Here is a 26,782-nt window from a genome sequence, read left to right as displayed (position 1 = left end):
GGGCCGAGGCATGGCCCCTCAAGGGGTTTGGGACAGGCAGGTCACCCTTGACTGAAATGGGGATGACAGCGCGGATTTTTCGGCACGAGATCGCAGGCAGAAAGGCTTAGAAACCAACCGGCAGGTGAAGGGCCACCATCAGCATCACGACCAAAGACAACACGCCAACGGCATCCTGCAGGATGGTCGATTGCGCGCGGCTGAAAGCGGTCTTGATCTGGGTCAGCATAGGGTCACCTCCGGTCAGAGTTTTAATCCTTTGTTGACCTTTTGTTCTCATATTTCCAAGCGCAGGTAAAGAACTTTTTGAGAACATTTGTGAACTTTAGGGAACGTTACAGCTAACCCACTGAAATCAAACGGATCGCCTGATCCTGTTTCATCAGCCAAAGCAGAACACGCGCGGCCTGTCCCCTGTCCGAGGTCAGCTTGGGATCGGTCGTCAGCAACGCCCGCGCATCGGATTGGGCGACTGCCATCAATCCTGCCTGACGTTCCAGGTCCGCGATATGGAATTTTGGCAACCCGGATTGCGCAGTACCAATCAGATCGCCCGCGCCTCGCATCTCAAGGTCAGTTTCCGAGATTCGGAAGCCATCCTCTGTCTCGCGCAGAACCTCCAGCCGCTTGCGCCCTCCCTCGCTGAGCGGTGGTTGATACATCAGCAAACAGGTGGATTCCGCATCCCCGCGCCCGACGCGCCCCCGCAACTGGTGCAATTGCGCCAGCCCAAAGATCTCGGCCCGTTCAATGACCATGATCGTTGCGTTGGGTACGTTCACGCCGACCTCGATCACCGTCGTGGCAACAAGGACCTTTGTTTTCCCATTATGAAATGCGCTCATCGCGGCGTCTTTGTCGGCTGGTGGCATCTGACCATGAACCAGCCCCACAACGCCCTCACCCAAAATGGCCCGCAGGCGTTTGAAGCGTTCCTCGGCCGCTGTCAGGTCCGAAACTTCGGATTCGTCGACCAGAGGGCACACCCAGTAACACTGTCGCCCCTCATCAATCGCACGCCGCAGGTGGGCTATGACTTCGTCCATGCGCTGTGTGTTGACAATCGCCGTTTTGATCGGTTTTCGCCCCGGAGGCTTTTCATCCAGCACCGAAACATCCATGTCGCCATATTGCGCCAGCGCCAGACTGCGCGGGATGGGGGTGGCAGTCATTACCAGAACATCTGCCCCCTTGCCTTTTTCCGACAACTCCATCCTCTGCCGCACGCCAAACCGGTGCTGTTCGTCGACGATGGCCAATCTCAGCGCCTTGAATTCAACATCGCTTTGAAACACTGCATGTGTGCCAACCAGAATGTGAATATCGCCTTGTTTAAGCGCCTCAAGCTTGGCACGCCGCTCCGCGCCCTTATCACGCCCGGTGAGCAGTTCCAGAACCACTCCGGCCTGTTCGGCCAGGGGGCGCAATCCTTCCAGATGCTGGCGCGCCAGAATTTCGGTTGGGGCCATCATCACGCCCTGCCCGCCTGCCTCAACCGCGATCAGAAGGGCCATGAAGGCCACCAGCGTCTTACCGGCGCCGACGTCGCCCTGTAACAGCCGGTTCATTCGGGCGTCAGACGCCATATCAGCTGAAATCTCATCAATGGCGCGCGTTTGTGCGCCAGTCGGGCGATATGGAAGGCTTGTCAGCACTTTCGATTGCAGTACCCCGGTTCCCACGCTGACGATCCCCCGCGACTTGCGCTCTCGCTGCCGGGCCAGAGCGAGCGTCAGCTGATGCGCAAACAACTCGTCATACGCCAACCTCTGACGTGCAGGGGCAAACGGCGCTACATCATCCGCGCCGCGCGGATTGTGACCGGCGTGAATGGCCGCGGACCAGTTCGGCCAGTTTTGCTGCGACACCTGCGCCGGATCGATCCATTCCTCAAGTTCGGGTGCGCGTGCCAATGCGCTGCGGCTGGCCTTGAACGCTGTTTTCTGCGTCAGCCCTTGCGTCAGGTGGTAAACCGGTTCGAATTCCGGGATATCTCCTGCTTGTTCAACGGGCAGCATGTGGTCCGGATGCACCATCTGCGCCATACCGTCGAACAGTTCCAACTTGCCGGAAACCACGCGGCGTGATCCTTGTGGCAACACTTTCTTCAGATACTCACCACGTGCGTGGAAGAAGACCAGCTGGAAATCGGCCTGACTGTCTTCGACATGAACGCGATAGGCACCCCCCTTGCTGCGGGGCGGTCTGTGCGGGCCAACTGTCACTTCCACGGTCAGAGTGGCCGGCAGGTCCACCCCCTGTATTGAATCCCGCCTGCGCCGATCCACCACGGCATAAGGCAGGCTGAACAGAACATCGCGCGGGGATTCCACCCCGGTCTGCGCCATGGCTTGTGCGGTCTTGGGGCCGACGCCATCCAACGTTTCCAGCCCCGCAAATAGCGGGAAAAGCTGTTCGGGCCGTCCGCTCATGCGCCTTCTATCAGCTGAAGCCAGCCATCCTCGTCCAAAGTTTCGATCCCAAGTTCCGCTGCCTTTTTCGCCTTTGACCCGGCCCCGGGACCCGCGACCAGAATATCGGTTTTCTTGCTGACAGAGCCGGAAACCTTGGCGCCCAACGCCTCGGCCCGCGCTTTCGCCTCGGCGCGGGTCATCTTTTCCAGCGTTCCGGTGAACACTACGGTTTTACCCGCGACCGGACTGTCCGAGGCTGGCGCGTCGGGGGCGATAACCGTCAATTCGCTGCGCAGCGTGTCGAAAGCCCGTCTTTCCTCTTCATTGGCAAATGCGTCCGACAATGAAAGGCCAAGTGTTGCGCCAATACCGTCGATGCCGATCAGCTCTGTCCAGGCGGCATTGGCATCGGCTGCGACATTGGCCTCCGCGATGGCTGCGTCCCGCACTTCTTTCACGCGTGCGCGACGCCCTTCAAGCTGCGCTGCCGCACGCTCTGCGTCTTCCGCCTCATCCGCCCGCCGTTGCGCCAGTGCAGCCGGGCGTGCAGTGTCCAACGCGAGCGCCATCGCATCCCAATCACGATAATACAGTGCCAGATCGCGCGCACCGACTTCGCCCACATGTCGAATGCCCAGTGCAAACAACAAGCGTGCAAATGGAATTTTCCGCTTTTCATCAATGGCTTCGAACAGGTTCCTGGCGGATGTTTCGCCCCACCCGTCCCGGTTTTTCAACCGCGTCAGACTGGCTGCGTCCCGCTGTTCCAGCGTGAAGATATCAGCTGGCGCATTGATCGGAAGGGTTGGATCCCCATAGAACATTTCAATCTGTTTTGCACCCAGCCCTTCTATATCAAAGGCTTTGCGCGACACGAAATGTTTCAGCTTTTCAACGGCCTGCGCAGGACAGATCAGGCCGCCGGTGCACCGTCGAACCGCGTCGCCTTCTTCGCGGATCGCATCGCTCTCGCATTCGGGGCAATGTGTCGGAAAGGCAAAGGGGCGTGCATCGGCGGGGCGTTTGGACAAGTCGACATCCGACAGTTTGGGGATCACGTCGCCCGCGCGATAGACCTGAACCCAATCGCCCACTCGGATATCTTTTCCATCACGGATCGTGCCGCCTTTGGCGTCGCGCCCAGCGATATAATCCTCGTTGTGCAAAGTGGCATTGGAGACGACCACCCCGCCAACCGTTACAGGATGCAACCGTGCCACAGGGCTGAGCGCCCCTGTACGACCAACCTGAATGTCAATCGCCTCCAATCTGGTCCAGGCCAGTTCGGCTGGGAACTTATGTGCGATTGCCCATCTTGGCGTCGTCGAACGGAAACCCAAACGCGCCTGCAATGACAGATCGTTTACCTTGTAGACGACCCCATCGATATCATACCCCAAAGTCGCACGCTGCGCTTCGATATCCCGGTAATGAGCGATCATGTCCTCAGTCGTGGCACATAGGCGCGTCAAGGAATTCGTGGGGAACCCAAGCGTCGCAAGACGCTCAATCGCTCCCATCTGGGTATCCGCCAAAGGCTCTGACAGTTCACCCCAGGCATAGGCGAAGAAGCGCAATGGGCGGGATCGGGTAACTTCCGAATCCAGCTGGCGCAGTGACCCTGCCGCCGCATTGCGCGGGTTGGCAAAGGGTTTGCCCCCCCGTTCAGCCTGCCGCTCATTCAACGCTTCGAAATCAGAGTGGGACATGTAAATCTCACCCCGAACCTCAAGAACGTCAGGCGCGTTTTCAATCTGCTGTGGAATATCAGAGACGGTGCAGGCGTTGGCCGTTACGTTCTCGCCAACTTCACCGTCGCCCCGCGTTGCGGCCTGAACCAGCTGTCCGCTCTCATAGCGCAAGGACAAAGACAGGCCGTCAATCTTGGGTTCGGCTGTGAAAGCCAGCGGCGCGCCTGCATCAAGGCCCAGATATTTGCGAATCGAGGTGTCGAAATCGGCAATGTCCCCATCGTCGAACGCGTTGCCCAGTGACATCATTCGGACGGCATGAGTAACTTTCGAAAACCCGTCCGCCGGTTTGGCACCGACTTGCTCTGTTGGGCTGTCAGCACGTTTCAAGTGGGGGAAACGCGCCTCGATCTCGGCGTTTCTGCGTTTGAGGGCATCATAATCCGCATCCGACAACTCGGGCGCATCTTCTGCGTGATACAGCGTGTTGGCTCGGGACAGGATGTCCGCCAACCGCGCCAGTTCGGCACGCGCCTCATCATCCGTCAGGTCTGATATGGGAATGGAATTGGTCATGGCCTCGCCCTGTCACGCGTTCTTGGACCTCAGTGATAGGGCGAGGTCATGGCCAGGTCCAGATGTGCTGAGCCGTGAGTGCAACGTGCCGCCCTGGACTACCAGCGACACAAACGGTTCAAATCAGAGGCCGACCGCCATTCTCGTCTCGTCCAGAGTGTTGCTTTGCGGATCGCGCAACACGTAACCCCGGCCCCATACGGTTTCGATATAATTCTCACCACCCGTTGCGTTGCTGAGTTTTTTGCGCAGTTTGCAGATGAAGACGTCGATGATCTTCAACTCGGGTTCATCCATGCCGCCGTATAAGTGATTCAGAAACATTTCCTTGGTCAGAGTCGTACCCTTACGCAAGCTGAGCAATTCCAACATCTGGTACTCTTTTCCTGTCAGGTGCACGGTTTTTCCGTCCACCTCAACGGTCTTGGCGTCCAGATTTACGGCCACGCGACCTGTGTGGATGATGGACTGCGAATGCCCTTTCGACCGGCGGATGATGGCATGAATGCGGGCCACCAGTTCTTCGCGGTGGAAGGGTTTGGTCAGATAGTCATCCGCACCAAACCCGAAACCTTTGATCTTGCTGTCCGTATCATCTGCGCCCGAAAGGATCAGGATCGGTGTTTCCACCCGGGAAATCCGCAACTGGCGCAACACTTCATGCCCGTTCATGTCCGGCAGGTTCAGGTCCAGCAAGATCAGGTCGTAATCGTAGAGCTTTGCCAGATCGATACCTTCTTCGCCAAGATCCGTTGCATAAACGTTTAGGTTCGCATGCGTCAGCATCAGTTCGATGCTTTTAGACGTGGTCGGATCATCCTCGACAAGAAGTATACGCATTTTCACTGCTCCAATTCGGGTCAATAATTCCAATTAAAATCAAACCTGACCAAGAATGGTTAATCTGACGTTACCGTTGAATCATTTATTCCCGCTCTCCTTTAGGTTGTCGATATTTTTTTAAGGCCGTGGCTTTCAAAGCCTCGACACCGTGTTCCGCGACTAGGGAAACCCAGCCGTTGAACTCTTCGTCACTTATGCCGTATTTCTGTTTTGCCTCAGACAGGCTGATCAGCCCGTAAAGCACACCACGCACGACCAGAATCTTGCGTGAGGCCACCCACCGCCTTGTGCTTGTCGGCGGCAGATCGGCGCGCGTCAGTATGGACCCATCCGGCAAAGAAACAGACCTTGGCCCTTCCACTTTGTGCAAATACATCGCTTTACCCTTTTTGCTGCATCAAAGCTGACGCCAGCCTACTTAAGGTCGTATGAAACCGCCTCTTGAGAGTGTGTAGAATTTTCCTATATTCTGCCGGTCTTTCTTAACCCGGACAGGAACCGCCAATGGCCCTCGACACCGAGACCCCGCTGAACTCGCTTGGCTTTGCCAAACCGCCGTCGGAAACGCGGGTGGTTGTGGCCATGTCAGGGGGCGTCGATAGCTCTGTCGTCGCGGCCTACTTGGCCGATCAGGGCTATGATGTGGTGGGGGTGACACTGCAACTCTATGACCATGGCGCGGCTCTGGCCAAGAAAGGGGCGTGTTGTGCCGGGATCGATATCCACGATGCGCGCCGCGTGGCAGAAGAGCGTGGGTTTCCCCACTATGTTCTGGACTACGAGAACATCTTCAAAGACGCGGTGATCGATGAGTTCGCGGAAAGCTATCTGGCAGGCGCAACACCCGTCCCCTGCATTCGCTGCAACGAGCGGGTAAAATTCAAGGACCTTCTGGAAACCGCCAAGGATCTCGAGGCAGACTGCATGGCCACCGGCCATTACATTCAGCGCAAGATGGGCGCCAACGGACCGGAACTGCACAGCGCCGAAGACGCCAATCGCGATCAGTCCTATTTCCTGTTCTCGACCACGCCAGAGCAACTGAATTTTCTGCGCTTCCCGCTTGGTCACCTGCCCTCAAAAGACGCGACCCGCGAAATGGCGGCTCAATATGGGTTGTCTGTGGCGGACAAACCCGACAGTCAGGACATCTGCTTTGTGCCCGACGGCAATTATGCCAGCGTCATTGAAAAGCTGCGCCCCGGTGCTGCGGAACCGGGTGAGATTGTTCATGCCGATGGCCGCGTTCTGGCACAGCATAACGGGGTGATCCATTACACGATCGGCCAAAGGCGCGGCTTGGGCATCGGCGGCCTGAGCGAGCCGCTTTATGTGGTCAAGCTGGACGTGGACAAAAAACAGGTCGTTGTCGGCCCCAAAGAGATGCTGGCAACGCGTGTCGTTCCCGTGCGTGAGATCAACTGGCTGGGCGATGAACCCTTCACTTCGCGCGAAGAATGGCACCTGTCAGTCAAGGTCCGTTCGACCCGCCCCCCGCGCGAGGCCATTATTCGACCGCTGTCCGACACCACTGCTGAGGTGGAATTGCTGACACCCGAAGAAGGCATCTCGCCCGGTCAGGCCTGCGTCTTCTATGCCTCAGAAGGCAGCCGCATCTTTGGCGGTGGCTGGATCTGGCGCGGGTACTAGGCTGAAACGGGTTCAACCTCGGGTTCGATCTGGATCTGAAGCGCATCGTTGAACCGGTTGAATGCACCGCACAATGCGATGCGCCAGGTTAACTCGACAATTTGGGCATCGCTGAACCAGTCCCGCAGGTTGAAAACTTCGGCGTCGCGCATGCGACCTGAACGTGTCGTTACCGCCTCGGCGTATCGCACGACAGCCTTGTCGCACGCGTCCAATTCAGGGTGGTTTTCGACATCTGGCAGGCGCGCCGCGCCTTCGGGGCTGAGACCTGCAACCGTCAACAGCGGAGTATGATGCGAGACGCAGTAGTCACAGGCGTTCAATTTGGAAACCGTTACCATGGCCAGTTCCAGCGCACGACGCGGCAAGGTTTGCTGTTCCCGCAACGCCGTCAACATCCCTGCGACATGTTCCAGAACCGGTGGGCAATGTGCGGCAACCCGGGCCCAATTGTCGAACGGGCCATAAGCACCCAAAGCCGCATGTGACGCGCGTGTCTCGTCTGCCATCTCGGCATCTGCCAAAGGGGGGATGCGGGTCATGATGAAAGCTCCTTTTCCGCGAGGATATCTTAAGTCCGCTCCGCAGCAACAGACGCTCGCGGATCACAAACCCGAGACGGAACGCCGGAACAAGCCTGTTACAGGGTATCCGTGGGCGAATTGAAGAGGATATAGAGCCCGACGCAGACCATGATGTATGGGGCGATCCGATCCATACGGGCAACGCGTGGCCCCAGGCTTTTGGCCCGAGGGGCGCCCCAAGCCGCGGTAAAGACCAGAACTGAAGCAGCCAATGCTGCGCCGATCAAAGCGGCAACACGGTATGAAGGGGCAGAATCCGCCAATAGCGGTGTCATGACCGCGAAACTGTCAATCGACAGGCTCAGGAACAGGGTAACCACCGATGTTACGGCCCCTTTTGCCTCGGTTCCTTCAGAATTGGCCCCGAAAAACTGCCGCCAGATTCCGCGCAAACCAAAGGCCAGTGGTACAAGACCCAGAAACCCGATCCAAAACGGTGCGCCGCTCTGGTCAACACCCAATGCGACGGTCATGGCCAATGTCAGAACAATTGTCTGCGCGACGGCAAAGCCAATGATGGCGCGGCGTTGCTCGATCACCAATATCAAACCCAGTAGGACGGCCAGATTGTCCAGATTGGTGGATATCATGGCAACCCCGGCTGAAGCGGCGAACAGCGTGTGATCAAGCATGCTCAATCTGCATTCTGTCCAGCACAGCTCGTGCCGCCCTCAACCCCGGTGCTTCTCCTCCGCGCCCCAACCGTTCCATTGTCAGGTTCATCGCGAGTTGCTGAGCGTCAGGGGCATTGGTCACATCATGCAGGGCTTTGGCGATCTTGTCCGGCTGGCAATCGTTCAGCAGGCATTCAGGCACGGCGCGTGTTTCAGATACCAGATTGACCAATGTAACAGTGTCCAGCTTGACCATGCGTTCGGCCATTTTCTGGGTCAGCCAATTGAGTTTGTAGGCGATCACCATAGGTGTATTCTGCGCCGCCAGTTCCAAAGAAACCGTACCCGAAGCGGCCAGCGCGATACATGCCGTGCCAAAAGCCGCGCGTTTTTCGACCGTGGCTTGCCCGGCCCCCATTTGTCGCGGGTCGAGCACTATTGGTGCGCCCGGCCAGCTTTGCGTCAGAGCGTTGACCAGGTCAGTTGTCGCACCCACGGTTGGAACCACGACACGATAACTGGGATGGTCCGTCAAAAACAGCCGCAATGCCTCACCGAACGTGTCTGCCAGACGTTCGATCTCACCCCGTCGCGATCCGGGCAGAGCCAGCAGGACTGGTGCATCCCCTAGGTCGTACCTGCTCCGGAAGGCCGCAATCTCGGCCTGTGTTGCCGTCGGTTCGCTGGCAACAGGGTGGCCGACAAAGTCGCACTCCATCCCTGCCCGCTCCATGTATGGCGGCTCGAACGGAAGCAGTGCCAGCACATGGTCGATGACCTTTGCCATTTTATCCGCCCGCCCCGGACGCCAGGCCCAGACACTGGGCGCAACGTAATGCACGGTGCGAATACCACTGGCGACTTTGACGATTTTGGCGACACGCAGGCTGAAATCGGGGCTGTCGATGGTGATCAGAACGTCCGGCCGCGTGTCCAACACTGCTTGCGCGGTCTCCGAGATTCGACGCTTGAGGTGGAAAAACTTCGGCAGAACCTCGATCAAACCCATCACCGAAAGTTCCGACATCGGAAACCGGCTGGTCAGCCCCTGAGCAGCCATCAAAGGTCCGCCCACCCCGTCGAACTCAATATCGGGGATCAGGGATTTCAGCCCCTCCATCAACGCGCCGCCCAGCCGGTCGCCCGAAGGTTCACCGGCGACCAGAAAGACGCGCATCAGACCGCCCGCTCGCGAATATACAGGAACAGCCCAAGACGGTTACATTCGGCGATGACCTGTTCTTTTTCCAAAACCAGCACACCGCCCTTTTCCAGAACGATGCCAGACAAGCCTGCCGCGACCGCATCCGTGACGGTGTCGGGCCCGATGGCAGGCAGATCAGCACGCCGATCTTGATCGGGCTTTGGGCCTTTGAACAGTATGCCACCCCCCGCGTCCGGGCGTTGCGTCAGGGATTGAAGCATCCAGGCGGTTCCAAAGCTGCCCTCGACTGCCAACACCTGCCCTTTTGAGACAGCACAGGCCTGACCAATATCCGCAGCCCCCATGGCCCGCAGAATTCCGGCAGCACGATCTGCATCTGTCATGTCACTTTCGGATGGATGCACTTCGGTCAGACAGCCCAAAGGCGGTAAAAGGCTTGGGGCGATTTCCTGCGCTGCCCGGACTCGCATACCTGCGCTTTCCAGCAGGCCAATGACAGCCCGCAAAGCTCCGTCATCACCCGACAGCATGGCCTGTTGGATCACCGGAACCAACGGCATCGTTGCCGCGTCAATACGCTTGGGATCAACCCGCGGGCGCCGAACTGCGCCGGCCATACAAATCTCGGTCACGCCCTTCGCCTGAAGCCCGGCAATAAAACTGCCAAGCTGTTCAAGCGGAAACACGATATCTGCGACCAGATCATCCGGCAGGAACCCTTCCATCGCGCAGATCAGCGGACGTTCTGCCAGCTGGGCAACCAATTCGGTCGGCAGCGCCCCGGTTCCCGCAATCACCGCAAGCATGTTCCTATTTCCTCGGTGTCAGGAACGACCGATCGCTGTGTCCGGTGACAAAATCAACGATCCGCTGCACATAGTCGCTGTCGTTACCCTGACCAAGACGGTTGGCGCGATCCATGAACGTTCCATCGCCTTCAGACAGCTCCTTGAACGCGGCACGCAATGCCGAGATGTCTTCGCGCGAAACACCTTTACGCTTGAGACCCACGAGGTTCAGACCTTCAAGCTCGCCCCGGGACGCTTGTACCAAACCGTAGGGAATGACGTCTTTGGGCACCATGGTGAGCGCACCGATGATCGCCCCGCGACCAACGCGCACCCATTGGTGCAGGCCCGAAATGCCACCGACGATCACATCATCCTCGACGATGCAGTGACCAGCTGCCCCTGCGTGGTTCACCATGATAACCCGGTTGCCGATCTGCACGTCATGGGCCACATGAACACCTGCCATCAGCAGGCAATCATCCCCGATCCGGGTTACACCGCCGCCACCTTCGGTCCCGGTATTGATCGTCACGTGCTCGCGAATGCGGTTGCGCTGACCGATTTCAAGGCGCGTGTTTTCACCGCCGAATTTCAGGTCCTGCGGAATCTCACCGATCACCGAAAAATTAAAGATCACGGTGTCTTCACCAATCGATGTGTCACCGGTCACAACGACATGAGACTTCAGTTCGACCCGATCAGCCAGTTTTACATTGGCGCCCACATAGCTGAAAGGACCGATGACGCAATCCTGCCCGATCTGCGCCCCGTCTTCGATAATCGCGCTGGGGTGGATACCGCTCATGTTGTTTTTTCCATATCCCAATCGACATAGGCCGAGAATTCTGCCTCGGCGGCCACTTCACCATCAACAGTTGCGCGGCCGTTGAATTTGAAAAGCTTGCCACCTTTCTTGCCGCGAACCGTTTCGACATGCATTTCCAGGACGTCGCCAGGAACAACTTTCCTGCGGAATTTGCATTTGTCGATGCTCATGAAATAGATCAGCAACTCGGTGTCGATGACATCCATACCCACGCCCAGCATCACGCCTGCTGTCTGCGCCATCGCCTCAACGATGGTAACACCTGGCATGATCGGAGTTCCCGGGAAATGCCCTTGGAAATGCGGCTCGTTCATGGTGACGTTCTTGATACCTCGGGCTGATTGATAGCCAGAGATGTCCACCACCTTGTCGACCAGCAAAAAAGGATAACGATGCGGCAGGATCCTTTGGATCAACTGAATATCGGCGCTTTTGGGTTCCGTTGTCATGATTCAGGTATCCCGTTCTGAATGTTTCTTTTTCAGCGTGGTTAGCAATACAGCCTCGCAAGGGCAAGCGAACCTATTCGCTTGTGTCCTTCTGCAAACCGCTGCCATCGCCAATTGCCGTGTTCACACGGATTATCGCGGCCTCGGTGATATCTGACGTGCTTACAACGACATTGGAGCGTTCGATGATCACGCTGGCCCCGAATTCGCGTAGCAAATCAACAAGGATCGGGCGAACAATTTCAAAAAACGTTTGCTGCGCGTCCTCGCTGCGACGTGCCAGCGCGTCCAGCTTTGCCCTTTGTCCGTCTCGATGGGACTGAACCTTGACATCGAACGCTTCGGCCAGCGGGCGAAACTCCTCTGCTGGCATGGTCGTGCGCTTTTCGGTCAGGTCTTTTTCTTCTCGGCTGAGTTCCGCGACAATCCGTTCATTTTCTTCCGCAAGCATTGCGCTTTCTTTTTCGATCTCGCGCAACACACGTTGCCCAAATGCGGAATTCTTGAACAGCTGCTCACCGGACAACGTAACCACGCTGGCTTGCGGAACACCCAGCTGCTGCGCATCAGCCGAAAGGGCCTGAAACAGCATCATAAATGCACACAGGGCCCAAAGCGGGCCCTGTATCGAGGTAAAGAACCTGTTCGTCATCGCAGATCAGAACCGGGCCTGAATGGTCAGGTCAAAGTTCTGTTCCTTGTCGAACGTCTCCTTTTTCAGAGCCTTCGAAAAGTTGAACTGCAAAGGTCCAAACGGCGTTTCCCACAAGACCGAGATACCGATAACGTGACGAATGGACCCGTCTGCGCCAACGATATTTGCCCCTGCGGTGTTCACATCGTTGATGTTGTAAAGGTTTCCAACGTCATAGAACAGACCGCCCCGCAGGCCCAGTTCCTCGGGCAGACCCAAGGGAAAATCGGTTTCAAAACGCGCGACCCAGTAATAGTTGCCGCCGATGGCATCGTCCTGACCATTGGACAAATCACGCGGGCCAAGACCCGCAGGCTCAAAACCGCGGAAAGTACGAGGCCCCAACACAAAACGGTCGACGGTGCGGCTGAAGTCATTTCCACTCCAATTCAACGCACCCAGCTCCAATGTGGCCCGTAGTACCACTTCTTCATTCCAGACCCGCGTTTGAGCGATACCGCGCGCAGTGGTTTTGAAATACTTGTTATCACCGCCAAGGCCTGCCGCGTCGACGCCTACCTCGAACAGAACACCAGAATTCGGGTCCAGACCACCAATCCGGCTGTCATAAATGTAGGACAGTCCCAGTGAACTGGACGTCCGTTTGCCTTGTGCGATCTCGGATGCGATCACTGCGCCATTGGTCTGATTGCTTTGTTGCGTCATCTCGCTGCGGTCCCAGCCATAGCGCAGACGAAGAGCGGACAGTTCACCGATTGCATAGGTCAGCTGAGGTGTGAAGAACAACGAGCTCGTGTCGTAGCTGGCAAAGCCGGAATTGGTTGCCGACAGTCCCAGTCCAAGATCGAAACGCAGCTTTCGGCCCAGCAAATAGGGTTCGGTAAAGTTAATCGTGTACTGTTCTGAATCCTGTGCTGTCGAGATCGAAACACCAAGATTCTGACCGCGTCCCAGGAAGTTTGCCTCGTTCAGGCCGATTGCAATCCCGAAGCCGTCTGTGACCGAATAGCTGCCGCCAAGGCTCAGCGAACCTGTAGGCTGTTCCTCGACATCCACATCCAGAATGACCTGGCTGGGTGACGATCCTTCCCGAGGCTCGACCTCCGCAACTGCAAAGAACCCAAGCGCATTGATGCGTTCCGCGGCCTGACGGATTTCACGCGGGTTGAAGGGGTCACCTTCTACAGTGTCAAACTGGCGGCGGATCACACGGTCCAGCGTGGTGGTGTTGCCTTCGATATCGATCCGTTCAACAAAAATCCGCGGACCTTTCGTCAGAACAAATTCAATGTCCAGGGTAAGATCACGGTCATTGCGCGTCACACGCGGTTCAACCCGCAGGAAATCGACACCCTGTTTCAACCCAAGGCGTTCTTGCCGCGCGATCGAGTTTTCCACCAGCGTCGGCGTATACGTCACGCCCGGTTTGATTTTCAGCACATCCTGATAAGGCGCTGCATCAACGCCGGCGATTTCACTAACCGTCGTGATCTTTCCAAACGAGAACTTTTGGCCTTCGGTGACGTTCATCACCAGAAAGAACGCATCCCGTTCGCGGGTAAATTCGACGTTGGCGCTGTTCACACGGAAATCGATATAGCCCCGCGAAAGGTAGAAATCGCGAATGACCTGTTTGTCGAATTCAATGCGGTCGCCGATAAACGTGTCGTTGCGGAAGAATGTCCGCAGGAAGGTTGCCTGCTTGGTTTCCAGAACCCGGCGCAACCGGCGGTCCGAATAGGCGCGGTTGCCGACAAAGCTGACGCGCTCGACCTCAATGGTCGTGCCTTCTGCCACTTCAAAGACCAGATCAACCCGGTTGTCGCTGCGACGGATAATGCGAGGAATAACGGTTGCCGCGACGCGACCCTGGGCGGAATACACTTCGGCAATGGTGTCGGCGTCTGCTTCGGCCGCCTGTGGCGTAAAGACCCGGCGGGGTTGCGACGAGATCACGTCCAGAAGAACGTCGTCTTTGACGCGAGCGTTCCCTTCGATGCTGATCTGGTTGATCGTTGGATATTCCTGGACCTGAATGACCAGAGTCGTGCCGCGCGGCGTCAGTTCAACTGTCTCAAATACACCACTGTCAAGCAAACGCTGATAGGCATCGTTAAGCTGCCCGGCAGTTACAGTCTGGCCCGGTTCGATTCCGGTCCGAGCGATAATTGTTCCGGTTTCGATCCGGCGGTTCCCTTCAACATCGAACGAGTTGATTGTGTAGTTTTGCGCCGATGCCGCATGCGGAAACGCCAGTAAACTTACCGCAACAAAAAGGAAAAAAACCGTTAGCGCCTGCCACAAAATATTGTTTGTCGGCATATGCCCCCCGCAGGATGTGCCTGCGTCTCGCCTGTCAGTCATTTTATGCTCTACCCAGAATTTTGAGACTTTAATGCTGAGTAACGGGATTGAATGAGCTTGTCAAAAGGCGATATCGAAGCAGTCAGGCAGACGACCACGCGACAACAGACCTACGATTTTCCCGAGAATCACATTCCCGCCAGATAGGCGGCTCCAGCCATCGCCAACGCTGTAACGGCAAAACTCAGCATAACATCCCAATTCAACATGAAGAGGAAGCTAAAGCTTTGATACGATTTTTTCAGCGTTTTGGACATGACTGTTCCCTTTAGACGGGAATATTGTAGCGCTGAAATATGGCGGTAATGCGGCTGGAATCTGCTCCAGCCGCCACATTCAGCAGAACAGGTCGTTGCTGACCGAAAACAGCATCAGGGTCAGAATGATCGAAATTCCAATGCCCATGAGTATGCGCATCGCCCGGTCGCTGGGCGGTTTCCCGGCAATGGCCTCGTAGGCGTAGAAGACGAGATGTCCGCCATCCAGCGCCGGAATGGGAAACAGGTTCAACAACCCGACCGCCGTCGACAGGACAGCAATGAAGAAGATAAAATTCTGTGCCCCCTGGCTGGCCATCGCCCCCGAGGTTTCGGCAATTCCGATTGGCCCCGAGATGTTGCAGGTGCTGATTGCACCCGTCACCATGTGCCACATGCCGGATAAGGACCCTTCGATGATGCGTCCAGTCTGGATGACACCGCCCTTTAGGGAATCGAAAAGACCAGCCGGTACGGTTGCAGGCTCAAGCATCATGCCGCCGACGATTCCGATGCGCCAATGGGTGACAAAACCACCATCAGGCTGCGGTTCATCCGTGCGCCGGGGCGCCAGGGCAAATTCCAACTCGGACCCATCCCGCCAGACTTCAAGCAGCAAGACGCGGCCGTCCGATCCTTCGACATGATCCTTTAGCTGTTCGAAGGCAAAGATCGGTTCACCATTGACCGAGGTGATGACATCCCCTTGCTTCAGTTGGATATCCATAGCCGCGCTACGCGGAGCAACCTGACGGATCAGCGGCGGAAGCATCCAGGGGGCCTGAACCTCAAGGGGTTGGCCATCGCGGATCACGGAATAATCCAGAACCGGTTGAACAGGCAGCTGATCGATGAATTCCTTCCATGCGACTTCTTCGTCATAGTCCGGTGTCGGACGACCGGCGATAGCCGTAATCACATCGCCTTCGCGCAATTCCTGCACGGTGCCTGGCAAAGGCTGCAACGCGCCAACGGTCAGGGGTTCGCGCGACACGCCCTGTGACCAGAAGATCAGGCCAAAAACCAGAATGGACATGGCGAAATTAAAGACCGGGCCAGCCGCGACAGTTGCTGCCCGTGCCCATAGCGGGGCGCCGTGCATGGTGCGGCGCAACTCCTCAGGATTTTGGGTCGCGATGTCTTCCATCGCCTCTTCATCCTTGCCCGAGGCCGCATTGGCATCGCCCAGAAATTTCACGTATCCACCAAAAGGCAACACTGCGATCTGCCACTTGGTTCCGCGTTTATCCTTGCGGCTCCAGAGCACCGGCCCAAACCCGAGCGAAAAGACTTCGGCATGGATACCAGACCACCGGCCCACAATGTAATGGCCATATTCATGCACGGCCACAATGACCGACAGCGCAATAACAAAGGCAACAATCGTCCACAGCAGATTGCCGAATTGCGGGATCAGCGAAAGTACGTCCAAATTTCTATCCTGCTCGTTCCATCACAGTGTTATCGACCCACTGACGTGCCAGATGGTCGGTTTGCTGCACGTTATCAAGTGTCATCGGGGCATCAATAAGGCCACCCGTTGCGTCAAACCTGTCCAAAACGGCAGAAACGGTATCCGCCATATCAAGAAAGCCGATCCGGCCCGCAATGAAGTGATCCAGCGCGCGTTCCTTGGCGGCATTGAATACTGCGCCAGCCAGCCCACCACGCTGCGTCACGTCCCAGGCGAGTTTCAGGGCTGGATAGCGTGTCAGATCCGGTTCGTTAAAACGCAGCTGTCCCAGCTTTGCCAGGTCCAGCCGCTGAACCGGCAGCTCCTGCCTGTCGGGCCAGTGCAACGCATACCCAATGGCGTGGCGCATATCGGGGGCGCCCATATGTGCCATCATCGCGCCATCCCGAAACCCGACCATTGCATGGACAATGGATTCAGGATGAACCAAAACTTCGATCTGATCCGGGGAAACTCCGAAATATTCTTTTGTTTCTATAACTTCCAACGCCTTGTTGAACATCGAGGCACTGTCGATCGTGATCCGCTGGCCCATATCCCAATTCGGATGGCTGGACGCTTGTTCGACGGTGGCGTTTGCCAGATCTTTCAGCGGCCAATCGCGGAACGCTCCGCCACTTGCGGTGATAATCACCCTCTCGACAGCGTCGATATCTTCACCAACCAATGCCTGAAACACCGCCGAATGTTCACTGTCGACAGGAAGCAAACGCGCGCCATGGTTTTTTGCAGTGTCCAGAACCAATGATCCTGCGCAGACCAATGTTTCCTTGTTGGCCAAGGCCAGTGTTGTTCCTTGTTTCAGGGCTTCGATCCCAGGCGCAAGGCCCGCTGCTCCGACGATGGCTGACATGACCCAGTCCGCCGGGCGCGCTGCGGCCTCGGCGATCGCACGCGGCCCGGCCGCCGCTTCGACCCCACTTCCGGCCAGTGCGGCACGCAAATCCTCCAGCCTGTCTTCGTGTGCCGTGACAGCTAGATCGGCGCGCAACCGACGAGCGTCATCGGCAAGTTGTCGAATATTTGCGCCGCCTGTAAGGGCCACCACATCATAGTCTTCGGGTTTACGCGAAATCAGATCAAGCGTGTTTTGCCCGATCGAACCCGTGGCCCCAAGAACGGAAATCCGTCGCATTACATCTCACCCGGCGTGTACAAAAGCCCTGCGATCAGAACAAACACCGCAGCCCCCATCATGCCGTCGAACCGATCCAGAAAGCCGCCATGGCCGGGGATCAGATTTGAACTGTCCTTGACCCCGAATTTACGTTTGATCGCGCTTTCGATTATGTCACCCGCCTGACTGGCCATTGATGCGAGAACGGAAACAACAACAAAGGCAAACCCGAAACCCGCGTGGCTTGCGAAGACGATACCGACACAGGCCGCGGCAGCCCATCCGCCTGCCGTTCCCGACCATGTTTTCTTGGGGCTGACCTTTGGCCAGAACTTGGGTCCACCGACCATTTTACCCACAAAATAGCCCGCCACATCGGTGGCAACCACCACCGCGATCAGCCAGACCATCCAGCCAAAACCCGAGTTTTCGCGAATGGAAATGAAACCCAGACCAGCCGCAACAATCCAGACCGCGAACATTCCGTACAGGGGTTTCGAGCGGCTGATCTGTCCCATACCCACCAAAGCTGGCGCAAGCACGACCGGGAGCGTGTACAGCGCCGGCAGGTGGTAGCTGAGGATAACCGCAAACGCAGTCAGAACGCCCAACTGGACGGCCACACCCTGGCTTTCAGGGTCAATCATCCGAACCAGTTCCCAGGTCATCAGGCCACAAGCAGCCGCAATGAAGACCTCGAACCAGAGACCGCCAAGCCAGACTTCGATGGCCCCTATTGCAACCAGAACGGCGGCAGAAAGGACCCGGCTCGTCAGATCAGACCACCGGCCATCACTCATGCCAGAACCGCCCCGTACCGACGCTCTCTGGCCCCATAGTTGCGACAAAGCCTTTCGAGTTCTGCGGCAGTGAAATCCGGCCACAAGGTATCTATGAATTCGTACTCGGAATAGGCGGACTGCCACAGCAGAAAGTTCGAAATCCGTGCTTCTCCACTGGTGCGAATGACAAGGTCAGGATCCGGAAGAACGCGCGTGTCCAGGTACTTAGGTAACGTTTCTTCATCCACATCCTCGGGTTTAAGCCGCCCGTCGGCCACATCCCGCGCGAGACGTTTGGTGGCGCGCGCCACCTCGTCCCGACCGCCATAGTTCAGGGCGACCGTCAGATGAACAAGGTCGTTGTCCTTGGTTTCCTCTTCCAGTGAATCCATCAATTCGATCAGTTTCGAATCCAACCGTACCCGATCACCTATGAACCGAACCCGGATGCCATTGTCCGCCAGGGTCCGTGTCTCCTTGATGATGTAGCGCCGAAACAGGCTCATCAACCCGGCTACCTCAACCTGCGTTCGTTTCCAGTTCTCGGTCGAGAATGCAAACACTGTCAGATACTTGATCCCCAGATGCGGGCAGGCCTCGACAACCTCGCGAACACGCCGCGCACCGGCATGGTGCCCAAACAACCTGGGGCGACCACGCGCCTGCGCCCAACGGCCATTGCCATCCATGATGATAGCGACATGGCGCGGGCCGCAGACCGGATCGGTTTGGGGATCTTTCGGCATCAGACCAGATCAGACCTGCATGATTTCAGTTTGCTTGGTTTCAAGCGCCGCATCGACCGCCTTGATCATCGCATCCGTGAGATCCTGCACTTCGCTTTCCCAAAGCTTCTGGTCGTCTTCAGACATACCATCCGCTTTTGCCTTCTTGATCTGATCCATGCCGTCCCGGCGCACATTGCGGATCGCGATCCGGGCGCTTTCCGCATATTGGCCAGCGACCTTGCCCAGTTCACGGCGACGCTCTTCGTTCAACTCGGGAATCGGCAGCATTATGATTGTGCCGTTCAGCTGTGGGTTGATGCCCAATCCGCTTTCGCGAATGGCCTTTTCAACCTTTCCTACCAATGACTTATCCCACACATTTATAGTGACCATGCGCGGCTCTGGCACGTTGACGGTGCCCACCTGGTTGATCGGTGTCATCGAGCCATACGCGTCGACCATGACAGGTTCCAGCATCGAGGCCGAGGCGCGCCCGGTTCTCAGCGAGGCAAATTCGGTTCTCAGATTGGCCATTGCGCCATCCATACGGCGTTTCAGGTCATCGGTGTCCAGTTCGAAGTCGTCAGACATGCTGCTCACTCCCCGTATTCAGGTACTCTTTGGATGGGTCTTACGCCATCACATTTGGGATGTATAGCAATCATGAGGCGGTTTTGTACCAATGGCCAGAGGTGTTGCGATCATTTTGTACCAAACGCGCCTGCGCAAAACCCGACACGGCGTCGTATCGGGTTTAGGCTGTCAACTGCGCTCAGGCATTCACATCGACAACAACGCGCCCTTTGACCTGCCCTTTCAGGATATCGGCACCCAGTTGCGGAAGGTCGGACAAGGCCGCTGGTTGAACCATCGACTCAAGCTTGTCCATCGGCAGGTCGGTGGCAATCCTTTTCCAGGCACGAACCCGGTTTTCATAAGGCTGCATCACACTGTCGATGCCAAGAAGGTTCACACCGCGCAACAGGAAGGGAATCACCGTTGCAGGCAGCGCCGCGCCACCCGCCAGACCCACGGCCGCGACCGAACAGCCGTATTTCATTTGCCCAAGCACACGCGCCAGCATCGCACCGCCCACGGCATCCACGCAGCCCGCCCAGGTTTCACTTTCCAGCGGGCGCTTGGTTGTCTCATTCAGCTCATCGCGGGGCACTATTGTCGTTGCGCCCAGCGATTCCAGATAATCCCCGGTTTCAGGTCGCCCGGTCACGGCCGCCACTTCATACCCGAGATGGCCCAGAATGGCAGTCGCCACCGACCCAACACCACCGGCCGCCCCGGTTACCAGAACCGGGCCGCGATCGGGGGTCAGCCCGTGATCCTCCAGCGCCATCACGGCCAGCATCGCGGTAAACCCGGCGGTGCCTACGGCCATCGCCTGCCGGGCATCGAGCCCATCCGGCAGAGGCACAAGCCAGTCCGCCTTGGCACTGGCTTTCTGCGAATATCCACCCCAATGCGCCTCGCCTACCCGCCACCCGGTCAGAACAACCTTGTCACCCGGCTTGTAACGCGCATCGGTCGATGCCTCGACGGTACCGGCATAATCAATTCCGGGAACATGCGGATACGCCCGCACCAAACCGCCCCCTTTGGGGGACAGACACAAACCATCCTTGTAGTTCACTGTGGAATATTCAACCGCGACCGTGACGTCGCCATGCGGCAAATCATCCAGCGTAAGCTGCCTGACCGACGCGCTCGCCAAACCGCTTTCTTCGTCCTTGTCCATCACAAGTGCATTGAACATCTCTCAATTCCTTTCGTGTTTCTGTAACCGGCCCGCTGCTTCACCTGGCCCCAAATATCCCGGGGGAGTCGCGCAGCGACGGGGGCAGCGCCCCCAAAACCCCCCTTTAAATCCAGAAATGCGACTGCACGGTCGCGCGGCGCATCCCATCTGGCGTTTCCACGTCCAGCTCCGTTCCCGCATCCCAATGGCTCAGGCGTACCATGCCAATGGCTACGTTGGTGTTGAAATCGGGTGACCACGCGGCCGAGGTCACCTGCCCCACACGCTTGCCGTCGCCGTAAAGGTCCCATGGACGGTCGCAGCCAGGCACCGGATCGCCCGCAATGGCGATGGGGCGGATTTGCTGAACGGGCCCCTCCTTGGCCACACGCAGCAACGCGTCCCTGCCGATACAGCCAATCGCGGTATGTGTGTTGCAGAACTTGCCCAGACCGCACTCATGCGGGGTGTTGTCGTCGGTCATGTCATTGCCATAGGACAGCAGACCGCCTTCAATCCGTTCGATCAGGTTCGGGCATCCGGCGCGCACCTGCAAATCTTCCCCTGCCGCAAACAGAGCGTTCCACAGGGGCATGCCGATATCGCTGCCTTCCACATAAATCTCGAACCCGCCCTGTTTGGAATAACCGGATCGCGCCACAGCCAGATCGCGACCTTCAAACTGGAACATATCGAATTTGAAGAACCGGATGTCGCGCACCCGGTCGCCAAAGACACGCGCCATCAGATCGTCAGCTTTGGGGCCCTGAACAGCAAGAGGTGACACATCCGGTTCGTCCACCAGCACATCCAGACGATATCCAACGGCGATTCCCTTGACCCACAACAACAGATCGCTGTCAGCGATTGAAATCCACCAGCGGTCTTCGGACAGTTTTACCGCAACCGGGTCATTCAGCATACCGCCGGTTTCATCCACGATGGGGACATAGAAACATTGCCCCGGCAGCATTCCCCGCAAATCGCGCGGGGTCAGCATCTGCATCAGGCGCGCGGCGTCCGGTCCGCGCAGCTCGATCTGCCGCTCGCACGCGACATCCCAGACCTGCACATGGGATTTCAGATGCCGGTAATCGGCTTCGACGCTTTCGAAGACCGTGGGCAACAGCATACGATTATAAACCGTGTACCCCTTGACCCCTGCGGCCTCGACCCCATCTGAAAACGGTGTGCGCCGCAAGCGGCGAGAGGCGGAAATCTGCGGCATTCAAACCTCCTTGGGCATAAAGACGATATCGCTGACGGGCGCTTGCGACCCAACTTCGGTCAGCATCTTGCGCATTTGACCCCGGTGGTGGGTCTGATGGTTGAAGAAATGGATCACATAGTTTTTGTAAGGCATTGTGACATCGATCTCTTTTACGATTAAGCAACAGGTGATTGGCCCGATAAACAGGTCAGTTCCTGATGCGACAACTATTGCAGAAACGCGGCCAACTGCGAGTTTTGCCAGTGTTTCTAGCGCGCCACATCTTGCGCAAACGCGCCTGTGATCATCACTTGGGCCCGTGCCAATCAATCGGACAGATTTCAGCCGACTTGCCGCCAAAATCCCAAACGCGCCCGTAGTCGCGCACTTTCGACTTGGTGCCACGCGCCACGATGATGTCAGGACCCATCCAGTATTTTGAGTTTGAAACCATCACGGGATGCTCGGGGTCTTTGCCTGCCAGCATCTCGATCTCACCCTGAATCTTGCGACCTATCATGATGCGACGTTTGGTGCCGTCACGCTCGATCTGAACCGGCGCCCGTTCGGCCCCGATGATTTCACTGACGAGCATGGTGAACAGACCGGTGGTGCCGCCCGCCTGCCCGCTGAAGATTTGCAGCAGCCCGTTATAGGCTTTGCCGCTGGCGCGTTCATCTACGTAAGCCGCCACTTTCCACTGGCCTTCACCCATCCGGCCGGGAATATCGACCAGCAGGCCGACATTCAGACCCGACAGGTCCTCGCCCTCGTAATGGCCCTCATCAACGATAATACCCATCCAGGCATGACAATGCCCTTCGGTCGGAGGGTGCGCGCCCAGTGAAACGACGCAGGGACAGAACACATCGCACGAGCAGTTCAGGATCAACTCCCCCTTGATGGCCCAGTCCGTCGGGCTCATCTCGCGACGTTTGGGATTGGGCATCCGGCTGTCGATACGCTGGCTGACGGGCAACCGATCGGCATCTGGTTTTCTGTTCTTAGCCATTGGCTTATCCTCCGTAGCTAATAGGGTAGACGAGCAGGAAAAGACCGCCCGCAATCAATGCAACTCCCACCGGTCGGGTTACAGCATGCCCGATCTGGGGAAGTTTTTCCAAAACCATGAACAGGGTCGCAAGACCCATCCACAACAGGCTCATGACGCCGCCTACAAAACCCAGCGCCATGAAACCCCAGCAGCATCCGACGCAGAAGGTACCAAGGCCCAGTCCCATGCGAACGCCGCCCGCAAATCCGGTTTTCCAATGGCCCAGGAAATAGGTCATCGGGGCGTGGCACACGCCATGGCAGACCTCTTTGACGTGCGAGAACTGAAACGCGCCAACCGCTATCATCAACCCGCCCGCAACCCAGCCGGATCTGGCAATGCCTAGCATGTCGATCACGTCACCAAACAGCAAAGCCAGTTGCGTTCCCGCGATCACAGCCGCAAACCCGACCCAAACCAAGGAATACCCTGCAAGCACACCCAGCCACCCGGCACGGGTGCCATTGGCGCTGCGGATCAGGTCGTCATAACTGCGCAGGGTTGGCACAAGCGTCGGCAGCATCATGGCGGCCATCATGATCGCCCACATCCAGAACAGCGTGCCAAACTCGGCCATGGGCATGTACATGTCCATGCGCGGGTCCATCGCAGCCATCGCCTGCCCCATAGGCCCCGGACGACCGATCAGGTCCAAGTCCATGTCGCGGCCCATCGCGAACATGACCCACCATGCCCACAGGATCAGGACATAAAAGCCCAGCCACATTCCGCTGCGCAGCCAAGTACGACTCACTTCGGCCTCCCGACTCAACTCTCTTGCTTTTCAAATGTCAGACTTTTAAATGTCAGACAAATAAAAATTTACTCAGGGTCTTCTGAATATGAAAATAGCGCCTCGGAAAACCGCCGACCTGTCTGCCCAGATTGCACAAGCCATCCGGGACGCGATTGTTTCGGGCGAGTTGATTGTGGATGCGCGCCTGCCCTCGGAAGCGGAACTATCCGAGCAATTTCAAGTTTCGCGCCCAACGGTGCGTGAGGCTTTGAAACGACTGGCGGCGCAATCCCTGATCCGCACACAGCGTGGCGCAACCGGAGGTGCGTTCGTAAACCGTCTGAGTTTCGAAGATGCCTATTCGCAGCAGATCACAACCTCGACCCTGCTGCTGTCTATGAACGCTGTCAGCTTTGATACGGCCTGCGAGGCCCGCTATGCGCTGGAGCGGGCCTGCGCCCCCCTGTCTGCCCAAAGACGAACGGCGGATCAGCTTGCCACGATGCGGGCGGAAATCTTTCGCCAGTCTCAGCCCGGTCTGACGGATGAGGCGTTTTGTGCATCAGACGTCACCTTCCACAGGGCCCTGGTGGACGGGGCCGACAACCCGGTCCTGTCCTATCAACTGGCTGGCGCGGTCGAGGCGATGCAGCCTTTGATGAACATGATTACCTTCACGGCACGTTCGCGCGAAGAAATCATCGCATTGCACACCAGAATTGCAGACGCGCTTGAGGCCAGAGACGCAGATACCGTCGACGCCGCGCTGGTCGATCTGGAGCATTACACACAGCAACTGGCCCACGATGTGGCCGAACGCAAACGTAAACCGGCCTGAAGGCTTAAACGGAAACATACTTTAAAGGCAGAGGTCGAGCAGGCAGAATGTCATCCGGCATCAAGACCGGAACTCTCAATAAGAATTGAATGACAATGATTTACGGGAGGACGTTATGAACAAAAGACCGGACCCAACCTTTTATCCGTCGGCCAAGCTGGCGATGGAAGGCCCCGCTGAAACGCTTGCTTTCACGCTGATGCTCAGCCCCGATTTTTCACAACCCGACGGGCTGGCAGTAGTGAATGTCGATCCAACCTCGGCCGATTTCGGGAAAATCGTGCATCAGGTGATCATGCCCGAAAAAGGCGACGAGTTTCACCATTTTGGTTGGAATGCCTGTTCGTCGTCACTGTCACCGCTCAGCGGTCATGCGTTTCTGGAACGTCGCTATCTGATTATCCCCGGTATCCGTTCCAGCCGGATATACATCATCGATGTAAAGAACCCGCTTGAGGCGAAGATTCACAAGATCATCGAACCCGAGGAAGTCTTTGACAAAACAGGGTATTCACGACCACACACGATCCATTGCGGGCCGGAAGGCATCTATGTGAGCACGCTGGGCGGCGGCGGTGAGGACGGCACGGATGGCCCTCCGGGTATTTTCATCATGGATTGTGAAACCTTCGAGATCATCGGGCGCTATGAGATCGAGCGCGGCGTGCAGGACAAGCACTATGATTTCTGGTGGAATCTGCCGCGCGATTACATGGTCAGTTCCGAATGGGGCCTTCCCCCGCAATTTGAAAACGGGCTGGTGGCCGAGGATCTGCTTTCGAACAAATACGGTCACCGCATCCATTTCTGGAACCTGCGCAACCGGACCAATATCCAAACCATCGATCTGGGCGAAAACCACCAGATGGCGCTGGAAATCCGGCCCGCGCATGACCCGGTCAAACAATACGGGTTCTGTGGTGTTGTCGTCGATACCACCAACCTGCAAGGCGCAATCTTTACGTGGTGGCGCAATGAAGATGGCACGTTCGAAGCCAAGAAAACGATCACCATCGACCCACAACCCGCTGATCCAGATGATCTTCCTGAACTTCTGAAGGGGTTTGCCGCTGTACCGCCACTGGTCACCGATATCGACCTGAGCCTGGATGACAAATACCTTTATGTCGCGTGCTGGGGAACCGGCGAGATGCATCAATATGATGTGTCCGATCCGATGAACCCGACCCTTGCCGGGAAGGTCGAAATCGGAGGGATTGTCAAAAAGACCAAACATCCGAACGGTCAGACCTTTGGCTATGGCCCGCAAATGGTCGAGATCAGCCGCGATGGTAAACGCGTCTATTGGACCAATTCGCTTTATTCCACGTGGGATGATCAGTTCTATCCCGAAGAAGGCGGTGCGGCCATGGTCAAGGCGGATGTCGGCGACAATGGCGGGCTGGTTTTGGATCCGAAGTTCTGGGTCGATTTCCCCAAAGGATATCGCAGCCACCAAATCCGGCTGGAGGGCGGAGATTGTTCAACCGACAGTTTCTGTTACCCTTCGGTCTGAATTGGAAATCCTGATGACATCAACGGCTGGCCTTTGGCTGGCCGTTGTTCTGAGCGGCGCGTATCACGGGCTGAACCCCGGGATGGGCTGGCCGCTGGCGGTTTCCTCGGCCCTGATGGAGCAGCGCCAATCCGCTCTCTGGCGCGCGCTGGCGGCTTTGGCCGGCGGGCATTTTGTTGCCATGCTGGGTGTCCTTCTGCCTTTTGCGCTGATGGCCGTTCTGGTCGACAATCAACGGGAAATCCGCATCGGGGCTGCGTTGATTGTCATCGCGATGGGGCTATACATTGCGATCACTCGCCGTCATCCCCGTTTTCTGTCGCGCATACCGCCCAGCAAACTGGCACTGTGGTCGTTTCTCGTGGCGCTTGCCCACGGGGCCGCCCTTATGCTGGTTCCGATCTATCTTGGTCTGTGCCAGTTGGATGAACTGGATGCCGGTCATCAGGCGATCTCCAAAATCATGACAACAAACGGTCTGCTGGTTCTGGGAGTTGCGGCCTTGCATACCGCCGCCATGGTTCTGGGCGGAGGGTTTCTGGCCTTCGCTGTTTATCGTTGGCTGGGGCTGCGTTTCCTGTCCCGCAGCTGGTTCAACCTGGAACTCATCTGGGCGCTCAGCCTTGTTTTAGTTGGTCTTTTGGGGCTGTGGTCGGCGGTTTAATCGCTTTCCTTTGGGCCGCAACACACTATCCTCA

The 26,782-nt window shown here is 57.3% G+C and carries 28 protein-coding genes; 4 read left to right on the top strand and 24 right to left on the bottom strand.

Going from position 1 to position 26,782, the window contains the following annotated elements; all coding sequences use genetic code 11:
- Positions 1 to 106 precede the first annotated feature (106 nt).
- The 5 genes from ACR0D9_RS04415 to sciP form a co-directional block, all read right to left on the bottom strand.
- Positions 107 to 229, bottom strand: a complete 123-nt coding sequence (locus ACR0D9_RS04415) for a hypothetical protein (RefSeq protein WP_267366389.1) — start codon at positions 227 to 229, stop codon at positions 107 to 109.
- Positions 230 to 341: 112 nt separating this feature from the next.
- Complete coding sequence (gene recG / locus ACR0D9_RS04410; protein ID WP_480537827.1) at positions 342 to 2,432, bottom strand: ATP-dependent DNA helicase RecG; 2,091 nt, start codon at positions 2,430 to 2,432, stop codon at positions 342 to 344.
- A complete protein-coding gene (gene ligA, locus ACR0D9_RS04405) occupies positions 2,429 to 4,681 on the bottom strand; it encodes an NAD-dependent DNA ligase LigA (RefSeq protein ID WP_480537825.1) in 2,253 nt (750 codons plus the stop codon). Before ligA ends, recG begins: the two co-directional genes overlap by 4 nt.
- Before the next feature lie 123 nt (positions 4,682 to 4,804).
- Entirely contained in the window at positions 4,805 to 5,521 is a 717-nt protein-coding gene (gene ctrA / locus ACR0D9_RS04400) for a response regulator transcription factor CtrA (RefSeq protein ID WP_480485691.1), read from the bottom strand.
- An 85-nt stretch (positions 5,522 to 5,606) separates the two neighbouring features.
- Positions 5,607 to 5,900 carry a CtrA inhibitor SciP gene (gene sciP / locus ACR0D9_RS04395; RefSeq protein ID WP_267364743.1) on the bottom strand — a complete coding sequence of 98 codons (294 nt, stop codon included), beginning with the start codon at positions 5,898 to 5,900 and terminating at the stop codon, positions 5,607 to 5,609.
- Between the two features lie 128 nt (positions 5,901 to 6,028).
- Here sciP and mnmA point away from each other — a divergent pair, with 128 nt between their 5' ends.
- Complete coding sequence (gene mnmA, locus ACR0D9_RS04390; protein WP_480485693.1) at positions 6,029 to 7,174, top strand: tRNA 2-thiouridine(34) synthase MnmA; 1,146 nt, start codon at positions 6,029 to 6,031, stop codon at positions 7,172 to 7,174.
- Here the strand turns inward: mnmA and ACR0D9_RS04385 are convergent.
- The 19 genes from ACR0D9_RS04385 to ACR0D9_RS04295 form a co-directional block, all read right to left on the bottom strand.
- Positions 7,171 to 7,716 (bottom strand): carboxymuconolactone decarboxylase family protein, encoded by a 546-nt coding sequence (locus ACR0D9_RS04385; RefSeq protein ID WP_480481016.1) that lies wholly within the window; start codon positions 7,714 to 7,716, stop codon positions 7,171 to 7,173. The two genes, mnmA and ACR0D9_RS04385, sit on opposite strands and share 4 nt — an antisense overlap.
- 98 nt (positions 7,717 to 7,814) lie before the next feature.
- Entirely contained in the window at positions 7,815 to 8,390 is a 576-nt protein-coding gene (locus ACR0D9_RS04380) for a hypothetical protein (protein ID WP_480481018.1), read from the bottom strand.
- Entirely contained in the window at positions 8,383 to 9,549 is a 1,167-nt protein-coding gene (gene lpxB, locus ACR0D9_RS04375) for a lipid-A-disaccharide synthase (RefSeq protein WP_480481020.1), read from the bottom strand. The genes ACR0D9_RS04380 and lpxB overlap by 8 nt, the downstream gene beginning before the upstream one ends.
- The gene (locus ACR0D9_RS04370; protein WP_480481022.1) at positions 9,549 to 10,343 is read right to left on the bottom strand and encodes an LpxI family protein; all 795 of its coding nucleotides are present in this window, start codon (positions 10,341 to 10,343) and stop codon (positions 9,549 to 9,551) included. Before ACR0D9_RS04370 ends, lpxB begins: the two co-directional genes overlap by 1 nt.
- A gap of 4 nt (positions 10,344 to 10,347) precedes the next feature.
- Positions 10,348 to 11,133 carry an acyl-ACP--UDP-N-acetylglucosamine O-acyltransferase gene (gene lpxA, locus ACR0D9_RS04365; RefSeq protein WP_267364736.1) on the bottom strand — a complete coding sequence of 262 codons (786 nt, stop codon included), beginning with the start codon at positions 11,131 to 11,133 and terminating at the stop codon, positions 10,348 to 10,350.
- Positions 11,130 to 11,603 (bottom strand): 3-hydroxyacyl-ACP dehydratase FabZ, encoded by a 474-nt coding sequence (gene fabZ / locus ACR0D9_RS04360; protein ID WP_267364735.1) that lies wholly within the window; start codon positions 11,601 to 11,603, stop codon positions 11,130 to 11,132. The genes lpxA and fabZ overlap by 4 nt, the downstream gene beginning before the upstream one ends.
- 73 nt (positions 11,604 to 11,676) lie before the next feature.
- Positions 11,677 to 12,255 (bottom strand): OmpH/Skp family outer membrane protein, encoded by a 579-nt coding sequence (locus ACR0D9_RS04355; protein ID WP_480481026.1) that lies wholly within the window; start codon positions 12,253 to 12,255, stop codon positions 11,677 to 11,679.
- 6 nt (positions 12,256 to 12,261) lie between these two features.
- Positions 12,262 to 14,622, bottom strand: a complete 2,361-nt coding sequence (gene bamA, locus ACR0D9_RS04350; protein WP_267364733.1) for an outer membrane protein assembly factor BamA — start codon at positions 14,620 to 14,622, stop codon at positions 12,262 to 12,264.
- 128 nt (positions 14,623 to 14,750) lie between these two features.
- Entirely contained in the window at positions 14,751 to 14,879 is a 129-nt protein-coding gene (locus ACR0D9_RS04345; RefSeq protein WP_267364732.1) for a hypothetical protein, read from the bottom strand.
- Positions 14,880 to 14,958: 79 nt separating this feature from the next.
- Positions 14,959 to 16,311, bottom strand: coding sequence for an RIP metalloprotease RseP (gene rseP, locus ACR0D9_RS04340; protein WP_480481028.1), 1,353 nt, complete (start codon positions 16,309 to 16,311; stop codon positions 14,959 to 14,961).
- A 4-nt stretch (positions 16,312 to 16,315) separates the two neighbouring features.
- Positions 16,316 to 17,488, bottom strand: coding sequence for a 1-deoxy-D-xylulose-5-phosphate reductoisomerase (gene dxr / locus ACR0D9_RS04335; protein ID WP_480485699.1), 1,173 nt, complete (start codon positions 17,486 to 17,488; stop codon positions 16,316 to 16,318).
- Positions 17,488 to 18,270 carry a phosphatidate cytidylyltransferase gene (locus ACR0D9_RS04330; protein WP_480481032.1) on the bottom strand — a complete coding sequence of 261 codons (783 nt, stop codon included), beginning with the start codon at positions 18,268 to 18,270 and terminating at the stop codon, positions 17,488 to 17,490. Before ACR0D9_RS04330 ends, dxr begins: the two co-directional genes overlap by 1 nt.
- A complete protein-coding gene (locus tag ACR0D9_RS04325; protein ID WP_480472659.1) occupies positions 18,267 to 18,998 on the bottom strand; it encodes an isoprenyl transferase in 732 nt (243 codons plus the stop codon). The genes ACR0D9_RS04330 and ACR0D9_RS04325 overlap by 4 nt, the downstream gene beginning before the upstream one ends.
- 9 nt (positions 18,999 to 19,007) lie before the next feature.
- Entirely contained in the window at positions 19,008 to 19,571 is a 564-nt protein-coding gene (gene frr, locus ACR0D9_RS04320) for a ribosome recycling factor (RefSeq protein ID WP_480481034.1), read from the bottom strand.
- 181 nt (positions 19,572 to 19,752) lie between these two features.
- Positions 19,753 to 20,748 carry an acryloyl-CoA reductase gene (acuI, locus tag ACR0D9_RS04315; RefSeq protein WP_480481036.1) on the bottom strand — a complete coding sequence of 332 codons (996 nt, stop codon included), beginning with the start codon at positions 20,746 to 20,748 and terminating at the stop codon, positions 19,753 to 19,755.
- Between the two features lie 106 nt (positions 20,749 to 20,854).
- Positions 20,855 to 21,958, bottom strand: a complete 1,104-nt coding sequence (locus ACR0D9_RS04310; RefSeq protein WP_480481038.1) for a dimethylsulfoniopropionate demethylase — start codon at positions 21,956 to 21,958, stop codon at positions 20,855 to 20,857.
- Complete coding sequence (locus tag ACR0D9_RS04305; RefSeq protein ID WP_480481040.1) at positions 21,959 to 22,093, bottom strand: DinB family protein; 135 nt, start codon at positions 22,091 to 22,093, stop codon at positions 21,959 to 21,961.
- A 154-nt stretch (positions 22,094 to 22,247) separates the two neighbouring features.
- Positions 22,248 to 22,952 carry a DUF1326 domain-containing protein gene (locus ACR0D9_RS04300; RefSeq protein WP_209596177.1) on the bottom strand — a complete coding sequence of 235 codons (705 nt, stop codon included), beginning with the start codon at positions 22,950 to 22,952 and terminating at the stop codon, positions 22,248 to 22,250.
- Positions 22,953 to 22,956: 4 nt separating this feature from the next.
- The gene (locus ACR0D9_RS04295) at positions 22,957 to 23,721 is read right to left on the bottom strand and encodes a DUF2182 domain-containing protein (RefSeq protein WP_480538235.1); all 765 of its coding nucleotides are present in this window, start codon (positions 23,719 to 23,721) and stop codon (positions 22,957 to 22,959) included.
- Positions 23,722 to 23,836: 115 nt separating this feature from the next.
- Here ACR0D9_RS04295 and ACR0D9_RS04290 point away from each other — a divergent pair, with 115 nt between their 5' ends.
- The 3 genes from ACR0D9_RS04290 (at position 23,837) to ACR0D9_RS04280 (ending at position 26,748) form a co-directional block, all read left to right on the top strand.
- Complete coding sequence (locus ACR0D9_RS04290; RefSeq protein ID WP_267364368.1) at positions 23,837 to 24,568, top strand: FadR/GntR family transcriptional regulator; 732 nt, start codon at positions 23,837 to 23,839, stop codon at positions 24,566 to 24,568.
- Positions 24,569 to 24,683: 115 nt separating this feature from the next.
- Positions 24,684 to 26,084 carry a selenium-binding protein SBP56-related protein gene (locus ACR0D9_RS04285; protein ID WP_480537822.1) on the top strand — a complete coding sequence of 467 codons (1,401 nt, stop codon included), beginning with the start codon at positions 24,684 to 24,686 and terminating at the stop codon, positions 26,082 to 26,084.
- Between the two features lie 13 nt (positions 26,085 to 26,097).
- A complete protein-coding gene (locus ACR0D9_RS04280) occupies positions 26,098 to 26,748 on the top strand; it encodes a hypothetical protein (protein ID WP_480537820.1) in 651 nt (216 codons plus the stop codon).
- Positions 26,749 to 26,782 lie beyond the last annotated feature (34 nt).

The sequence above is a fragment of the Ruegeria sp. AK11 genome, from assembly GCF_056541095.1.
This window is presented reverse-complemented; position numbering and strand designations above follow the sequence as displayed.

Coding starts and splice junctions, on each gene's coding strand:
- ACR0D9_RS04415 (WP_267366389.1), bottom strand. CDS start 229: ATGCTGACCCAGATCAAGACCGCTTTCAGCCGCGCGCAATCGACCATC.
- recG (WP_480537827.1), bottom strand. CDS start 2,432: ATGAGCGGACGGCCCGAACAGCTTTTCCCGCTATTTGCGGGGCTGGAA.
- ligA (WP_480537825.1), bottom strand. CDS start 4,681: ATGACCAATTCCATTCCCATATCAGACCTGACGGATGATGAGGCGCGT.
- ctrA (WP_480485691.1), bottom strand. CDS start 5,521: ATGCGTATACTTCTTGTCGAGGATGATCCGACCACGTCTAAAAGCATC.
- sciP (WP_267364743.1), bottom strand. CDS start 5,900: ATGTATTTGCACAAAGTGGAAGGGCCAAGGTCTGTTTCTTTGCCGGAT.
- mnmA (WP_480485693.1), top strand. CDS start 6,029: ATGGCCCTCGACACCGAGACCCCGCTGAACTCGCTTGGCTTTGCCAAA.
- ACR0D9_RS04385 (WP_480481016.1), bottom strand. CDS start 7,716: ATGACCCGCATCCCCCCTTTGGCAGATGCCGAGATGGCAGACGAGACA.
- ACR0D9_RS04380 (WP_480481018.1), bottom strand. CDS start 8,390: ATGCTTGATCACACGCTGTTCGCCGCTTCAGCCGGGGTTGCCATGATA.
- lpxB (WP_480481020.1), bottom strand. CDS start 9,549: ATGCGCGTCTTTCTGGTCGCCGGTGAACCTTCGGGCGACCGGCTGGGC.
- ACR0D9_RS04370 (WP_480481022.1), bottom strand. CDS start 10,343: ATGCTTGCGGTGATTGCGGGAACCGGGGCGCTGCCGACCGAATTGGTT.
- lpxA (WP_267364736.1), bottom strand. CDS start 11,133: ATGAGCGGTATCCACCCCAGCGCGATTATCGAAGACGGGGCGCAGATC.
- fabZ (WP_267364735.1), bottom strand. CDS start 11,603: ATGACAACGGAACCCAAAAGCGCCGATATTCAGTTGATCCAAAGGATC.
- ACR0D9_RS04355 (WP_480481026.1), bottom strand. CDS start 12,255: ATGACGAACAGGTTCTTTACCTCGATACAGGGCCCGCTTTGGGCCCTG.
- bamA (WP_267364733.1), bottom strand. CDS start 14,622: ATGACTGACAGGCGAGACGCAGGCACATCCTGCGGGGGGCATATGCCG.
- ACR0D9_RS04345 (WP_267364732.1), bottom strand. CDS start 14,879: ATGTCCAAAACGCTGAAAAAATCGTATCAAAGCTTTAGCTTCCTCTTC.
- dxr (WP_480485699.1), bottom strand. CDS start 17,488: ATGCGACGGATTTCCGTTCTTGGGGCCACGGGTTCGATCGGGCAAAAC.
- ACR0D9_RS04330 (WP_480481032.1), bottom strand. CDS start 18,270: ATGAGTGATGGCCGGTGGTCTGATCTGACGAGCCGGGTCCTTTCTGCC.
- ACR0D9_RS04325 (WP_480472659.1), bottom strand. CDS start 18,998: ATGCCGAAAGATCCCCAAACCGATCCGGTCTGCGGCCCGCGCCATGTC.
- frr (WP_480481034.1), bottom strand. CDS start 19,571: ATGTCTGACGACTTCGAACTGGACACCGATGACCTGAAACGCCGTATG.
- acuI (WP_480481036.1), bottom strand. CDS start 20,748: ATGTTCAATGCACTTGTGATGGACAAGGACGAAGAAAGCGGTTTGGCG.
- ACR0D9_RS04310 (WP_480481038.1), bottom strand. CDS start 21,958: ATGCCGCAGATTTCCGCCTCTCGCCGCTTGCGGCGCACACCGTTTTCA.
- ACR0D9_RS04305 (WP_480481040.1), bottom strand. CDS start 22,093: ATGCCTTACAAAAACTATGTGATCCATTTCTTCAACCATCAGACCCAC.
- ACR0D9_RS04300 (WP_209596177.1), bottom strand. CDS start 22,952: ATGGCTAAGAACAGAAAACCAGATGCCGATCGGTTGCCCGTCAGCCAG.
- ACR0D9_RS04295 (WP_480538235.1), bottom strand. CDS start 23,721: ATGTGGCTGGGCTTTTATGTCCTGATCCTGTGGGCATGGTGGGTCATG.
- ACR0D9_RS04290 (WP_267364368.1), top strand. CDS start 23,837: ATGAAAATAGCGCCTCGGAAAACCGCCGACCTGTCTGCCCAGATTGCA.
- ACR0D9_RS04285 (WP_480537822.1), top strand. CDS start 24,684: ATGAACAAAAGACCGGACCCAACCTTTTATCCGTCGGCCAAGCTGGCG.
- ACR0D9_RS04280 (WP_480537820.1), top strand. CDS start 26,098: ATGACATCAACGGCTGGCCTTTGGCTGGCCGTTGTTCTGAGCGGCGCG.